This is a genomic window from Limnospira indica PCC 8005, from assembly GCF_000973065.1.
Lineage (GTDB): Bacteria > Cyanobacteriota > Cyanobacteriia > Cyanobacteriales > Microcoleaceae > Limnospira > Limnospira fusiformis.
Map to the genome: position 1 here is coordinate 1947727 of NZ_FO818640.1, position 14767 is coordinate 1962493.

General features: G+C 44.8%; 14 protein-coding genes and 2 pseudogenes. 13 read left to right on the top strand and 3 right to left on the bottom strand.

All coding sequences use genetic code 11. The annotated features are described in order from the left end of the window. Nucleotides 1-120: 120 nt before the first annotated feature. From XZ46_RS08555 to XZ46_RS38255, 7 genes and pseudogenes are all read left to right on the top strand, one after another. The gene (locus tag XZ46_RS08555; protein ID WP_006620443.1) at nt 121-600 is read left to right on the top strand and encodes a flavin reductase family protein; all 480 of its coding nucleotides are present in this window, start codon (nt 121-123) and stop codon (nt 598-600) included. Nucleotides 601-610: 10 nt separating this feature from the next. After that, nucleotides 611-964, top strand: coding sequence for a phenylpyruvate tautomerase MIF-related protein (locus XZ46_RS08560; RefSeq protein WP_048895010.1), 354 nt, complete (start codon nt 611-613; stop codon nt 962-964). A 98-nt stretch (nt 965-1062) separates the two neighbouring features. After that, nucleotides 1063-1251, top strand: a pseudogene (locus XZ46_RS08565) (phenylpyruvate tautomerase MIF-related protein); the annotation flags it as partial. Between the two features lie 983 nt (nt 1252-2234). Further along, on the top strand, nt 2235-2354 hold the full coding sequence (locus XZ46_RS34090) for a reverse transcriptase N-terminal domain-containing protein (RefSeq protein ID WP_228116515.1): 120 nt from the start codon (nt 2235-2237) through the stop codon (nt 2352-2354). A gap of 37 nt (nt 2355-2391) precedes the next feature. Further along, nucleotides 2392-3132 (top strand): annotated as a pseudogene (locus tag XZ46_RS08570) (IS630 family transposase); the annotation flags it as partial. Nucleotides 3133-3194: 62 nt separating this feature from the next. After that, nucleotides 3195-4071, top strand: a protein-coding gene (locus tag XZ46_RS08575) for an IS630 family transposase (protein WP_228116516.1) whose coding sequence is annotated in 2 segments (ribosomal slippage) — nt 3195-4007 and nt 4009-4071 — 876 coding nt in all. Because the reading frame shifts where the segments join, the coding sequence is not laid out codon by codon here. Between the two features lie 12 nt (nt 4072-4083). Further along, nucleotides 4084-4173 carry a transposase gene (locus XZ46_RS38255; protein WP_081587631.1) on the top strand — a complete coding sequence of 30 codons (90 nt, stop codon included), beginning with the start codon at nt 4084-4086 and terminating at the stop codon, nt 4171-4173. A 134-nt stretch (nt 4174-4307) separates the two neighbouring features. On the opposite strand, the gene XZ46_RS08580 is transcribed toward XZ46_RS38255, so the two are convergent. Beyond that, complete coding sequence (locus XZ46_RS08580) at nt 4308-5378, bottom strand: RNA-guided endonuclease InsQ/TnpB family protein (RefSeq protein WP_048895011.1); 1071 nt, start codon at nt 5376-5378, stop codon at nt 4308-4310. A 2588-nt stretch (nt 5379-7966) separates the two neighbouring features. On the opposite strand from XZ46_RS08580, the gene XZ46_RS32105 reads away from it, so the two are divergent. From XZ46_RS32105 to XZ46_RS08595, 4 genes are all read left to right on the top strand, one after another. Further along, nucleotides 7967-8248: a zinc ribbon domain-containing protein gene (locus tag XZ46_RS32105; RefSeq protein ID WP_215905439.1), complete on the top strand. Its 282-nt coding sequence runs from the start codon at nt 7967-7969 to the stop codon at nt 8246-8248. A gap of 123 nt (nt 8249-8371) precedes the next feature. Next, nucleotides 8372-9238: a photosystem I biogenesis protein BtpA gene (gene btpA, locus XZ46_RS08585; protein WP_008049654.1), complete on the top strand. Its 867-nt coding sequence runs from the start codon at nt 8372-8374 to the stop codon at nt 9236-9238. Between the two features lie 22 nt (nt 9239-9260). After that, the gene (locus XZ46_RS08590; protein ID WP_008049656.1) at nt 9261-10181 is read left to right on the top strand and encodes a vitamin K epoxide reductase family protein; all 921 of its coding nucleotides are present in this window, start codon (nt 9261-9263) and stop codon (nt 10179-10181) included. Between the two features lie 104 nt (nt 10182-10285). Next, complete coding sequence (locus XZ46_RS08595; RefSeq protein ID WP_008049657.1) at nt 10286-12475, top strand: CHASE2 domain-containing protein; 2190 nt, start codon at nt 10286-10288, stop codon at nt 12473-12475. A gap of 449 nt (nt 12476-12924) precedes the next feature. On the opposite strand, the gene aat is transcribed toward XZ46_RS08595, so the two are convergent. After that, nucleotides 12925-13503: a leucyl/phenylalanyl-tRNA--protein transferase gene (aat, locus tag XZ46_RS08600; RefSeq protein WP_006669656.1), complete on the bottom strand. Its 579-nt coding sequence runs from the start codon at nt 13501-13503 to the stop codon at nt 12925-12927. Nucleotides 13504-13565: 62 nt separating this feature from the next. On the opposite strand from aat, the gene XZ46_RS08605 reads away from it, so the two are divergent. Together XZ46_RS08605 and XZ46_RS08610 are read left to right on the top strand one after the other, a co-directional pair. Then, nucleotides 13566-14045, top strand: a complete 480-nt coding sequence (locus XZ46_RS08605; RefSeq protein WP_006620431.1) for a hypothetical protein — start codon at nt 13566-13568, stop codon at nt 14043-14045. 31 nt (nt 14046-14076) lie between these two features. Further along, nucleotides 14077-14406, top strand: coding sequence for a DUF8822 family protein (locus tag XZ46_RS08610; protein WP_006617915.1), 330 nt, complete (start codon nt 14077-14079; stop codon nt 14404-14406). 54 nt (nt 14407-14460) lie between these two features. On the opposite strand, the gene rpsN is transcribed toward XZ46_RS08610, so the two are convergent. Continuing rightward, nucleotides 14461-14763 (bottom strand): 30S ribosomal protein S14, encoded by a 303-nt coding sequence (gene rpsN / locus XZ46_RS08615; protein WP_006620429.1) that lies wholly within the window; start codon nt 14761-14763, stop codon nt 14461-14463. Nucleotides 14764-14767: the final 4 nt, after the last annotated feature.

Below are 14767 nucleotides of genomic sequence, written 5' to 3' on the forward strand. Positions count from 1 at the left end.
CCCCAAAACCAGATATCTGCTCCTTGTTCAACATCCCCGCTAAATTTTTCGCCCTCATTCCGTTTCTCATAACCAAAATAACGGTAAACTAAAAACTACAAGACCTAGACTGAAAAACCCATGCTAGACGAACAAGCAAAAACAACCATTCTCCGAAAAATGCCCCACGCCCTATATATTTGTGGAGTCAAAGAAGGAGACGAAATCAATGGTTTTACCGCCAGTTGGGTGATGCAGTCATCCTTTAAACCACCCCTAGTGGTAAACTGCGTTCGCAATGACTCCCGGTCCCACGCCATGATTAAAGCCAGCGGTGTGTTCGCCCTTACCTTTTTAGAATTGGGACAAAAAGACATTGCCCAAAAATTCTTTAAGCCGCAGCGTTTAGTCGGTAGCAAATTCGAGGACCTGGAATTTTACCTAGGAGAAACAGGCTGCCCCATTCTCTCAGATTCTCTAGGCTACATCGAGTGTAATGTAGTTGGTAGCGTCGAAAAAGGTGACCACTCCGTTTTCGTCGGGGAAGTAATCGCGGCTGGAGTTCACCGAGAGGGGGAAATTCTCTCCTTAGCGAGTACAGGATGGAATTACGGAGGTTAAAACAGGATTTATGCCACTGATTAAAGTCAAAACATCGGTTTCTCAACCGGAAAAATCCCAAGTCGAAAGTTTACTCAAGGATTTGTCAGCATCCCTGGCTAAACATCTAAGTAAACCCGAATCCTATGTGATGACTGCTTTTGAACCTGATGTTCCTATGACCTTTGGCGGTACCACAGACCCGGTTTGCTATATGGAAATCAAAAGTATTGGTAACATCACCCCAACCACTACTAAAGCTATGAGTCAGGATTTCTGCCAAAAAATTAATCAGGCTTTAGGTGTCCCCAGCGATCGCATATATATTGAGTTTGCTGATGCACCCCGGACTATGTGGGGCCGGAATGGTGGCACATTCGACTAGGTGACTTAACAGATCCTTAACAGTTGACATCAGACCTGCTGTGAAATTAACGGCAATTGGCAACCCTCTCCCACCGGGAGGGGGAATCAGTTTTAATTATGCCACTGATTAAAGTCAAAACATCGATTTCTCAACCGGAAAAATCCCAAGTTGAAAGTTTACTCAAGGATTTGTCAGCATCCCTGGCTAAACATCTAAGTAAACCCGAATCCTATGTGATGACTGCTTTTGAACCTGATGTTCCTATGACCTTTGGCGGTACCACGGACCCGGTCTGCTATATGGAAGCGTTTACCGTTGTCTTGGAATTGTAGAAGTCCAGATTGGTGTCAAGGGACTTAACGCGATCGCTTTTTTGTCCTAGCTGGGAATTTGTACTTATCTTGTCCATTTTCCCAGTAGGTTGTCCTCGATTTGGCCAGTATGATTAATTACTCCTTGGCTTTTCCTCTGGGATGGTTAATCCGGCTAGCGCGATCGCTTAATCCTGTTGGGTAATGCCTATATTGATTTAGGATTGTGTAAATCGTGCGAGACGTTCAGGTATGAAATAAGGCTGAGATGCCTGAAATAATTACCTGGTGGGGACTTCAGCCCCTTGGTAGAATATAAGAAGCTCGCTTCTGACCATCCCCATAACTGTTTATATGTCCCGACGTTTAGTATCAGACGATACCAAAACCAGGTAGGGAACCCAAGGTCAACACACTTTGCAAAAAAACGTAATAATTCTTAACATAACGGAATAGTTACGGCAAAGGTGAGGGTAACGGCGATAGCCGCCCCCGGTTCCAGGAATCACAAACCTGGGGTTGAAGCGGGGAACGGAAGGCTCCGAGGTGTAATCTAACACCGGAATCGAGACCACTGCTAACCGTCTATGATTAGGGAAACCGAATGTCCGGCTTGAACCACCGTCACAATCTAGCAGCGAAATAGATTGATACGCTGCGCTCAAAAGAGCAAGGGGAAAAGTGGAGGATTGATTATACCATCTACACAGACCTTTAAAAGTACCCCGGTGGATAGGACAAATCTAAGGATGGAATGCCCATATAAACGGAATGTTTTAATCCCTCTTAGGCTCTGATTATTTGGTCGAAGTAATCAGTAGTGAGAAGTGTAAGCGCAAGCCTTTGAGGGGGTGAGATGTGACCAGAAGCTAATGCCCTTCTGTAATGGAAGGGATATGCTAACAGGTCACGGTTTGATTGTAAGGTAAAGAGTTTAGTAGGGGTCAATATGACGAAATCGAGAGTAGGACAAGACTTTGGAAGACAAAGACCTACCAAGACGTGCGTTTGTATGGAGAAGTATCAATTGGGCGAAAGTCCAACGATACGTCTTTAAGCTCCAAAAGAGGATATATAGCACAAGACAGAAAAGTTAGGACGTATAATGGCAAGGATATCTACAGAAGACCCAAAATGCCAGCCCCCTACAGTTACGACCTTAGACAAAAAGTTATCAATGCAATTGAACTATACGGTATGTCCAAAACCAAAGCCAGTCAATTTTTCCATCTCAGCCGGAACACCATTAATCTCTGGCTGCCAAGAAAAGCACAGACCGGAGACTTCCTCCCTAAACCTAATCACCCACCTGGCAATAACCACAAAATTACCGACTGGCATAAATTCAAAGCTTTTGCCCAAGAGCATGGCGATCAAACCTCCGCTCAAATGGCTGAACTTTGGGATGACGACATCTCTCCTCGCACCATATCCAGAGCCTTGAAGAAAATTGGCTTCACCAGAAAAAAAACTTACGGCTACCAAGAACGTGATGAGCAACAGCGAGAGGAGTTTATGGCTCAGATTGAACAGATGGAGCCGGAAGGGTTGGTTTACCTCGATGAAGCTGGCATCAATAGTCAAGACTCGGATTATCCTTATGGTTACTGTGAGCAAGGACAACGCTTCCATGTCCTCAAATCCGGGAAGAGGCAGGGCAGGGTAAGTATGATAGCCGCATGGTGTCATCAACAACTCTTAGCTCCCTTTAGCTTTGAGGGTTGTTGTAATCGGACAGTGTTTGAGTTGTGGTTGGAGTTCATCTTAATTCCAACATTGAAGCCAGGTCAGACTCTAGTATTGGACAATGCAACGTTTCATAAAGGGGGACGGATTGCTGAACTGGTGGAGGCAGCTCAATGCCGTTTACTCTATAGCACCAGACAGGAAAGTTAGGACGTATAATGGAGAGGACGAGATGACTAAGAAGACCCAAAATGCCAGCCCCCTATAGTTACGACCTCAGACAAAAAGTTATTGATGCAATTGAACTAGACGGTATGCCCAAAACAGAAGCCAGTCAAGTTTTCCATGTCAGCCGGAACACCATTAATCTCTGGCTGCAAAGAAAAGCACAGACCGGAGACTTCCTCCCTAAACCTAATCACCCACCTGGCAATAACCACAAAATTACCGACTGGCATAAATTCAAAGCTTTTGCCCAAGAGCATGGCGATCAAACCTCCGCTCAAATGGCTGAACTTTGGGATGACGACATCTCTCCTCGCACCATATCCAGAGCCTTGAAGAAAATTGGCTTCACCAGAAAAAAAACTTACGGCTACCAAGAACGTGATGAGCAACAGCGAGAGGAGTTTATGGCTCAGATTGAACAGATGGAGCCGGAAGGGTTGGTTTACCTCGATGAAGCTGGCATCAATAGTCAAGACTCGGATTATCCTTATGGTTACTGTGAGCAAGGACAACGCTTCCATGTCCTCAAATCAGGGAAGAGGCAGGGCAGGGTAAGTATGATAGCCGCATGGTGTCATCAACAACTCTTAGCTCCCTTTAGCTTTGAGGGTTGTTGTAATCGGACAGTGTTTGAGTTGTGGTTGGAGTTCATCTTAATTCCAACATTGAAGCCAGGTCAGACTCTAGTATTGGACAATGCAACGTTTCATAAAGGGGGACGGATTGCTGAACTGGTGGAGGCAGCTCAATGCCGTTTACTCTATCTTCCGCCTTATTCGCCAGACCTCAACAAGATAGAGAAATGTTGGTCGTGGCTGAAAGCCCGTATTCGCCACTGCACGTGAGCAGTTTGATTCTCTCCATGATGCCATGGATTCCGTTCTCAAAGCTGCGTCCTAACCACCTTGACTAATGCTATATCTTCCGCCTTATTCGCCAGACCTCAACAAGATAGAGAAATGTTGGTCGTGGCTGAAAGCCCGTATTCGCCACTGCACGTGAGCAGTTTGATTCTCTCCATGATGCCATGGATTCCGTTCTCAAAGCTGCGTCCTAACCACCTTGACTAATGCTATAGTATAGTGAACCTGCTCTATAAAACTTAAACAAAACCGGACATAGCCGGATATTGATGTTTATTTCTGGCTTCGTCCGGGACTGTCGGCAGCACCCCGTCCACAAGTGTAATCGTCTGAACCAGGCGATTTTTCTAAATTTCTACTGGCGTTCAAATCTCTATCAATCTTCAGGCCACAGTTCGGACATTCAAAAGTCCGACGGACTAGGGGCATTTTTTGACGATAACCGCAATTAGAACACAGTTGACTGGATGGATAAAATCTATCGGCAATAATCAACTTTGAACCATAACGTTCTGCCTTGTAACCTAGTTGCCGACGGAACTCATAAAATGAAGCATCAGCGATAGAACCAGCCAAACCATGATTTTTCAGCATACCTGACACATTCAAATCTTCAATGACGACTTGGCTGTGGTTCTTAGCCAAGAAAGTAGTTATTTTATGAATGGTGTCCCGCCGAATGTTTGCTACTCTTTGATGTAGCTTTTGAACTTTTAAGAGACATTTGGCCCGATTTTTTGAGCCTTTGACTTTGCGACTTAAATGACGTTGTAATCTGGCTAGTTTTTTGGTCGCTGCTTTATAAGCCTTGGGATTAGAGAATTGGGTCCCATCGGAGCAAGTCGCCCAATTGTTAATTCCTAGGTCTACCCCGATTCTCTCTCGATATTTCGGTGTAATTTCTGGTGTGATTTCTACGAAAAAGCTCATATACCAGTCCCCTGCTTGGCGGGCTATAGTGACTTTCTTAACCCAACTTTCGGGTAGAGCCTCAAATGTAGAAACCCAGCCCACAAAAGGCAGCTTATGGCGAGTTCCTGACAGATTGAATGGCTTTCCGGAATTGTCAAGCGTAAAACTATCATGGTGGCCTTTCTTCTTAAATTTAGGATAACTGCTTATTCCCTTGAAGAAGCGCTTAAAGGCATCCCCTAGATTAATGAAGGCATATTGATCAACTTTAGAAGACAATTCGGACATCCAAGGATATTGAGGTTTCACATAATTAGTAAAAACCTTTTTAATGGAGTTTATATTAGGCTTGAGTCCCTCTTCATAAGCTGACCTCCATAAGTGTAATCCCCAATTAAACACGAACCGAGCATAACCGGCGTGTTTGGCCATCAAGGTGGCTTGACGGTCATTGAGTTTTAGTTTGGTTCGGAAAGCTTTGATTGGTTATGGTCGAAAGGGAAGTCACCTTCCCCAACTCCACTTCCAAACCGTACTTGAGACTTTCACCTCATACGGCTCCTAATGTAGATACCCTTTTTGTCACTAGGAACAGGGTTACGAACCCCCGCTTTATGATTCCAACTTTGGGAGCTTGGCATACAACTCGTAGTCTTTAAACTCGCTCTCGTCATATTACTCCTACTTGTCGCAGTCTCCATATCTACACCGTGACTAGTGGGCATATCCTAATCATTACAATTAGGCATTGGCTTTCAGTCACATCCTTTCCCCTCAATGGTATACGCTTACACTTTTCACTACTCCTTGTGAGTAATATTGCTCACTTTTTTGATAAGGAGAACCAATGAGGAGTTTAAACGTTCCGTTTATATGGGCATTCCATCTTTAGACTTGTCCTCTCCACCGGGGTACTTAAAAAGGTCTGTGTAGGTGTTTTATGCAAAACCCTACTTTTCCCCTTGCTCTTTTGAGCGCAGCGTGGCAACCTATTACGCTGCTAAATCATTACGATGGTTCAAGCCAGACATTCGGTTTCCCTAGTCATGGATGGTTGGCAGTGGTCGCATTTGGTAGTAGGTTCTACCTCACGCCTTCCGTTCCCCGCTTCAATCCCAGAATCGTGTATCCTGAAATTGGGGGTGGCTATCGCCTTTACTCTCTACTCCCTGATTTCTCAGTTTGTTTATGACCTTGAGTCCCCTGCCTTGCTCAGATTTCTCCAAGCGTCGGGACATATAAACAGTTATGGGATGGTCAGGATACGAGTCCCTTATATTCCACCAAGGGGTGGAAGTCCCACTAGGAGGCTATTTCGGGCATTGCATCCCTATTTCACTCCTAAACGTCTCGCACGGTTATGGTCGAAAGGGAAGTCACCTTCCCCAACTCCACTTCCAAACCGTACTTGAGACTTTCACCTCATACGGCTCCTAATGTAGATACCCTTTTTGTCACTAGGAACAGGGTTACGAACCCCCGCTTTATGATTCCAACTTTGGGAGCTTGGCATACAACTCGTAGTCTTTAAACTCGCTCTCGTCATATTACTCCTGCTTGTCGCAGTCTCCATATCTACACCGTGACTAGTGGGCATATCCTAATCATTACAATTAGGCATTGGCTTTCAGTCACATCCTTTCCCCTCAATGGTATACGCTTACACTTTTCACTACTCCTTGTGAGTAATATTGCTCACTTTTTTGATAAGGAGAACCAATGAGGAGTTTAAACGTTCCGTTTATATGGGCATTCCATCTTTAGACTTGTCCTCTCCACCGGGGTACTTAAAAAGGTCTGTGTAGGTGTTTTATGCAAAACCCTACTTTTCCCCTTGCTCTTTTGAGCGCAGCGTGGCAACCTATTACGCTGCTAAATCATTACGATGGTTCAAGCCGGACATTCGGTTTCCCTAATCATGGATGGTTGGCAGTGGTCGCATTTGGTAGTAGGTTCTACTTCACGCCTTCCGTTCCCCGCTTCAATCCTGGGGTTATGATTCCCAAAACTGGGGGTGGCTATCGCCGTTACTCTCAACGCAATTGTTAAGGAATCATTAATATTTCCAGTTGGGCGTTTTGACCTTGAGTTCCCTGCCTTGTTTTGTATATTTCTATACCAAACGTTGGGACATATAAACAGTTATGGGATGGTCAGGGTACGAGTCCCTTATATTTCACCAAGGGGTGAAAGTCCCACTAGGAGGTTATTTCAGGCATTGCAGCCTTATTTGACTCCTAAACGTCTCGCACCATGATTGGATTTTACCATGAATCCGACTTGATGAGTATGTCGTCAGGGAAATTTGGCATGGTCTGGGGTTTGACCGTATATTCATTATTGAGTTGCGAATCTTTTGGGGTATTGTACCTTATTGTCTTAAGATGTTAAGCAAATCTTGGATTAAATTCTTGCTCCTACTTTTCCCCTTGTTCTTTTGAACGCAGCGTATCAACCTATTTCGCTGCTTAGTATTGACGATGGTTCAAGCCGGACATTTGGTTTCCCTAATCATGGATGGTTGGCAGTGGTCTCGATTCTGGTGTTGGGTTACACCTCGGAGCCTTCCGTTCCCCGCTTCAATCCCAGGATTGTGGGTCCTGAAACTAGGAGTGGCTATCGCCGTTACCCTCACCTCTGTTTCGTTACGTTTCCGTTATGTTAAGAATTGTTACGAATTGTTACAGAGTATGTTAACCTGGGGTTCCCTGCCGGGTTTTGGTATCGTATGATACCAAACGTCGGGACATATAAACAGTTATGGGGTCGGTCAGAGGCGAGCCTCTTATATTCAACCAAGGGGTTGAAGCCCCACCAGATAGCTATTTCAGGCATTACCGCCTTATTTCGTATCTGAACGTCTCGCACCACCAAGTATAAACTAATATTTTTGCCCAAGTTTGAAGTGAAAAATCTGGTCAAGAGAGGAAAACGACGCTTGGCCACGAAAACGGGACGCGCCATGGTGACATGGGCTCATTACCGTTTTCAGACTTTGTTGAAGCATCAAGCAGCTAAGTATGGCTGTGTGTAGGGGCGGGTTCTGCGATCAGCCCCCACTAAGAAGAATCAGCTTTGTAAACCCGCCCCCGGACGTAACGAAAGAGTACACCAGCAAAACCTGTTCAAAATGTGGTCACATTCACACCCAACTAGGAGGCAACAAACAATTTGTTTGCCCTAATTGTGGTCATAGGATAGGACGTGATATTAATGGAGCCTTTAACATTCTGCCCTTGGCTTTGAGAGATACCTCCACTAATGGCGTGATTACCTCATTCCAGATGGTGCCATACTCATAAACTTCCGGCTATTGCCAGATTTTTCCTGGTTAAATGTATCTGTCAAAAACACCGTAGCAGTTGTATGCTAAAAGTTTCGGCCGGTAAGGGGCTGATCACATTTTGGCGGTTTAAGGTAAATCTGTGGACTTAAATCAAATTTTTAACACTGAAAATCCCATCATTGGAGTAGTGCATCTGCTGCCGCTTCCCACCTCCCCTCGATGGGGTGGGGATATCAAAGCAGTAATCGATCGCGCTGAACAAGAAGCAACTGCCCTCGCCTCCGGGGGTGTACATGGTATAATTGTCGAGAACTTTTTTGATTCTCCCTTTGCTAAAGATAAGGTAGATCCAGCGGTGGTCAGCGCCATGACCATGATTATCCAACGGCTGATGAATCTAGTTACAGTCCCCGTGGGAGTCAATGTCTTGCGAAATGACGGTGAAAGCGCTTTGGCGATCGCATCCTGTGTAGGAGCCCAATTCATTCGTGTCAACGTCTTAAACGGCGTGATGGCTACCGACCAGGGAATAATTGAAGGCAATGCTCACCGACTCCTGCGCTATCGTCGAGAATTAGGAAGCGATGTTAAAATATTGGCAGATGTCCTAGTCAAACATGGCCGACCTCTGGGTTCTCCCAATCTGACAACAGCAGTTAAGGAAACCACAGAACGAGCCTTAGCTGATGGAATTATTCTATCAGGCTGGTCTACTGGTAGTCCCCCTAGTCTGGAAGACCTGGAACTAGCGCGGACTGCAGCGGGTGATACTCCCGTATTTATCGGCAGTGGGGCTGATTATGAAAATATTTCTACCCTCATTAAAGCTGCTGATGGCGTGATTGTTGCCAGTTCCCTTAAACGACATGGCCGCATTAGCCAACCTATTGATCCCAGTCGCGTTAGTCAGTTTGTCGAGGCTATGCAGCGTGGTTTACAGCCAGGAACAACAGACCCCTGGACACTTAAACCACAGTCGGAACTACCTAGTAAACTGAAACCCTAATCAGAAACTGAAAACATTTCCTATGGTTAGCAGTCCTTCTACTCCCTGGATTTATCGCCACTCTCGTCTAATTATTCTCACCATCGCTATTATAGGGGCGATCGAAACTGCCTATTTAACTGGGGTTAAACTCTTGGGGGGAGTGGCTGTCTGTCCTACCCAAGGATGTCATGAAGTTCTCAATAGTCCATTAGCCACCGTGGCGGGGATACCCATTAGCCTATTTGGGTTTTTAGCCTATTTCACTATGGCAAGTCTAGCCGCTACCCCCTGGCTGGTCAATCCCTCCAGTCAAAAAAAACTACGGACTAAATTAGAATCCGCTACCTGGTGGATTATGTTTGGTTTGGCTACCGTCATGGCCGTTATCAGTGGCTTTTTGATGTATCTGCTGGCTTTTGAACTGCAAGCCTTTTGTCCCTACTGTGTGGCTTCCGCCATTTTCTCCATTAGTCTCTTTCTCCTGACTATGGTGGGGCGATTTTGGGATGATTTCGGACAACAGCTTTTAGTTGGGGTGGCTGTGACTATGGTGGCTTTGGTCACTGTCCTGGGGGTTTATGGTGGACAACCTACCTCAACCACTCAGCCACCTACCCTCGTCAGCCGTCAGATTACTACTAATTCAGGCGCAGCCGAAATATCCCTCGCTACCCATCTTAAACAGATTGGCGCTAAAACTTTTGGTGCTTATTGGTGTCCCCATTGCTACGAACAAAAGCAGCTTTTTGGCCGTCAGGCTTTTGCTATACTGGACTATGTAGAGTGCGATCCACAGGGTCCTAACGCGCGACCACAACTGTGTCAACAAGCTGGAATTAATGCTTATCCGACTTGGGAAATTAACCAGAAATTCTACCAGGGACGGTTATCTTTACAAAAACTGGCGGAGTTGTCTGATTATCAAGACAGACAGGATTTTGCTAATTCTTCCTTTGATTAACTTTCACAGGTTCTGAGGTTGAGCGATCGCTCTCACCATAATTTGAACTGTCTATAATCAGGGTGGGTCTGAGTTCCATCACATTTGTAGGGATAAGCGATCGGATGTTCAGAATCTTACAGGGATTTAGTAAGTATCCTCAGCAGGCTTTAACTTCCCTAAAATTATGGTTTTTGGAACGTAAGCACATCTGGATTACCTCTTCTGGAGTGGCGGCGGCTGTGCTTATAGTCAGGCTTGTAGGACTTCTACAAACCTCCGAATTAGCTGTTTTTGATGTGTTAGTCCGCGCTCGTCTCCCGGAATCTCCAGAAGACCGGATTGTGATTATTGGTATTGATGAACAGGATTTAAGAGAGTATGGGTTCCCCGTTTCTGATGCCATTTTAGCTGATTTATTATACATTATTAATCACGCAGAACCTAGGGCGATCGGTTTGGATTTATATCGGGGTATACCCATGGAACCCGGTCACGATGAATTTACCCAAGCCTTAACAAATATTCCTAATTTGATTGGTATTGAACTCCTGGAAACTCTTAAAGTCGCCGCCGTTCCACCTCCCCCGGCTTTGGCGGAAATAGGTATGATCGGATTTAATAACTTTGTCATTGACTCCGATGGTCGCATCCGTCGCAATTTATTATATGCTGGTAGTGATGATGGTCAGACTCGACGGAGTTTTGCGCTTCAGTTGGCTTTGATAGAACTGGAATATCATGGCATTTTTCCCACTTTAACTGATAATTATGAAGTGCAATTTAATGGGGTGGTTTTTCCGAAATTTCAACCCAATGATGGGCCTTATGTCCGCGCTGATAATGCTGGTTATCAAGTATTAGCTAATTTTCGCAATCCCGCTGTAGGTTTTAAAACCGTTTCCCTCAGAGATGTGTTGAATGGAGATGTCCCACCCTCTCTATTTCAAAATCGCATTGTCATGATTGGGTCTACGGCTTTTAGTGTCAAAGATTTTCACTTAACCCCCTACAGTAGCAGTCTATTTGAAGAACCTCGTTTTATTTATGGCGTGGAACTTCATGCTAATTTTCTCAGCCAAATTTTAACTACAATCCTAGAAGAACGTCCCCTAATGTCTAGTTGGTCAGAACCTGTAGAATGGCTCTGGATTATCTTCTGGTCTTGGGTCGGTGCTAGTTTGTCCTGGAAACTGCGATCGCCTTATCGTTCCATATTGATGATTATTTTACTTAGCGGCGGTATCTTTACAGGCGCTTATCTAGTGCTTTTAATGGGCTGGTGGATTCCCGTTGTACCACCTTTAATTACCCTGGGGGCTTCTGGTATTGTAGTCACCACTTACTTAGCACATATTCAAGAAGAATTTAAACGCTCAACCGATTTCCTTAATAGCATTATTAACACTATTCCTGACCCTATTTATGTCAAAACTAAAGACCATAAAAAAATGGTGGTTAATCAAGCCTATTCGCGATTGGTAGGCTTCCCGGTGGAGATGATTTTAAAGAAAAGTGACCATGATTTATTCCCGAAGAGGGAAGCGGATCTTTTTTATGAACAGGATGAACTGGCTTTTCAGACTAACTGGGAACAGGAAAATGAGGAAAAATTAACTGATGCTAGTGGCGTTAATCACTGGATTGCGACTAAGCGATCGCTTCATAAAGACGCAGCAGGTAATCTGTTTTTGGTTGGGATAATTCGCGATATTACCGAACGCAAAAAATCCGAAGAAACCCTCCGACAACTAGCCGAACAGCTGGAAAAATATAACGCTGAACTTCAGCAAAGGGCTGACCATGACCCCCTCACAGGTTTACCCAACCGCCAACTATTTGAGGAACGCCTCACCCAAGCCTTAATCTGGGCTGATACTAATCAAAAGTTTGTCGGGCTATTTTTTCTCGACCTTAACAATTTTAAACCTATTAATGACCAATACGGACACCATGTCGGGGATTTAGTGCTTAAACTGGTCGCCGAACGTTTGCGAGGCTGTTTACGCGCTAGTGACACTGTGAGTCGCCTTGGGGGTGATGAATTTACTATCATCCTACCAGGAATCCCTAGTCATGCTGATGCGGTCAGGGTGGCGGAAAAAATACTAGACCAGGTAACTCAAGAGTCAGAACTCGATGGCCATGTTATTACCATCGGTCTGAGTATCGGAATTAGCCTCTATCCCCTGGACAGTCAAGATTATGAAACTTTAGTTCAAAAAGCTGATGCGGCTATGTATCGCGCCAAAAGCCGACATCAGAACTCCTATGAGTTGACCCCCCCTGTACCTCCAAATATTACAGAAGCGTGACTTGTCTAAAAATACTTAGTGCTGTATATTAAATGGTGAGGGTCTATATCTGAAAACTTAACAATTCTTTACAAAAGCTAGATCCGTGGCAGGATACCACTTTAGAGATTGTGTGTTGGCTCACTAGCTCTTCGGAGAAAAATACATCCGTAAAATCACTGATATAATTAAGTGTAGACAGTAAAGGGAATCTATGAGCCGAGAATCAGGCGATTGAGTTCACAGAGGTTATGTTCCATTATGAGATGCTTACTCAAATTTACAACTGTCTTAGTTTTAGTCATCGGGTCTACGTTCAGCATAACCACTGTTGCTGAGGCTAGAAACTCGTCCCTTAGTGACGGTGAAGTTGTAGCAGCCTGCAATAATCCCTTTAATGCTTCAGCCTGTCAAGCCCAAGATCCTCCTGTTAACGATACTCCTAATTCAGGAGGAGGCGGCGGGGCTTATTAATCAAAAAAACACCTTTTTTTGAGGGCTTTTGACAGTAACTGATTATATTGTTTTTTACTTACAATAAAAGCCCCAAAACGCTCTAAATGAGGGTTATTCATTTGGGCATCAAATAGGCAAAATTCCCGTTTTTGCAGGTGTTCAACGAGCTTGACCATTGCTACTTTTGAGCCGTTAGGAATATTAAAGAACATAGACTCGCCGATAAAAGCGCCGCCGATCGCAATTCCCAAAATCCCCCCAGCGAGGCGATCGCCTTCCCAGGTCTCGAAACTATGAGCCCATCCCTGTCTATTCAATACTTGATAAATGCGCTTTAATTCCGCCGAAATCCAAGTATTTTCGCGGTCAGCGCAGCCTTCCACCACTGCATCAAAATCGCCGTTAATCGCGACTTGAAAGCGATTTTGATTAAGGAATCGTTGAAGCGATCGCGGATAGCGGAAACGTTCATCTAGGGGAATCAAGGCTCGTTGGTGGCTGCTGTACCATCCTAGGGAGTCTTCCCCATCATTTGCCATTAAGAAATAGCCTTGAGCATATCCTTCAATAATTGCTGATATATCATATTGCATATTCGCCGAAATGTGATAGAATGGTAAGTTAGTCTAAAATCAGCTTTTATTGATTCAATAATATGGTTAACAATCTTTCTTATCCGATGCTGGAGAATACTTTAAGCAAACTGTTAAATCAAACCGAAAAAGATTGGGGATATTTACGGATCCACAAAGTTGATAATGCTTACACTGTGAGAATGTGGGGTTCAACGGACACAATTTTACGGTTTCAGAGTAATGAAAATACTCGGTCCTATCGTCTATTTTGGTATCGTCGCCCCAAGCCATCAGTATCAATTCAGAGTCGCACCACCACCAATAAAGTTTTAGACCCCAAAACGAAGACCTATAAAGTCAAGAAGTATAAAACCTATCAAGTTTGCTGCAAAATCGAGGCTAACCAGGTAGAATCATCGATTAACCGCATATTTGCGGAAATGGTGAGAGTTCACCTAGTAGCATTGATCCAAGCTAGAATAGAGCAACTGGACCGAGATGATCAAACTGGGACAGAAAAAACCTTAGAGTCACCAGTTGTGACTGTCATTCAAAACTAACTGAAGCAAACACACTAGAGATAATATGATTATGGCTGAACCGCCCAAACCTATTACCCTACCCCCTGTTGAAAATCCCCTACAGGAAGGGGAGTGGCTGAAAAAGACGTTACATGACTGGCTCGATCGCGAATTTATACCGGAAGCGGTGAACGCCGAGATAGCGGAACGCGCCTCACAGATTTTCGTGCGCCAGCGCATAGAGGGGGAAAACGATCTAGGCTGCTTAGTGATCGCCATTGTGACGGAGATGGAATCATTCGACTTTTCCAAAACCTTTTTCGGTGAGTTTGCGATCGCCAATGCCGTCAGCGATTTACTATTACAGAGCCTAGGATACGAGCGTTGCTGCGGTCAGTAGTCAAGTGTTGATCGGGAATCGGGGAATTATCCCAACTCCCCATCGATACCGATCCTACCAGCTAGACTTAACCACACCGGGTAAAAGTCCCTGGTGAGCCATTTCTCGCAATTGGTTGCGGCACAAGCCAAAATCGCGGTAATATCCCCTAGGCCGTCCTGTTACCCAGCATCGATTCCGCAGACGGGTGCGAGAACTGTTGCGGGGTAGTTGCTGGATCTGGCGGTGAATAGTCATTTTTTGCGCCTGAGAAGTAGCACTGTCAAACTGTTCTTTCAGTTGTTGGCGCTTGTCGGAATATTTATCAACCAATTCTTTGCGCTTTTTATCACGCTCGATCATGCTTTTTTTAGCCATTTTT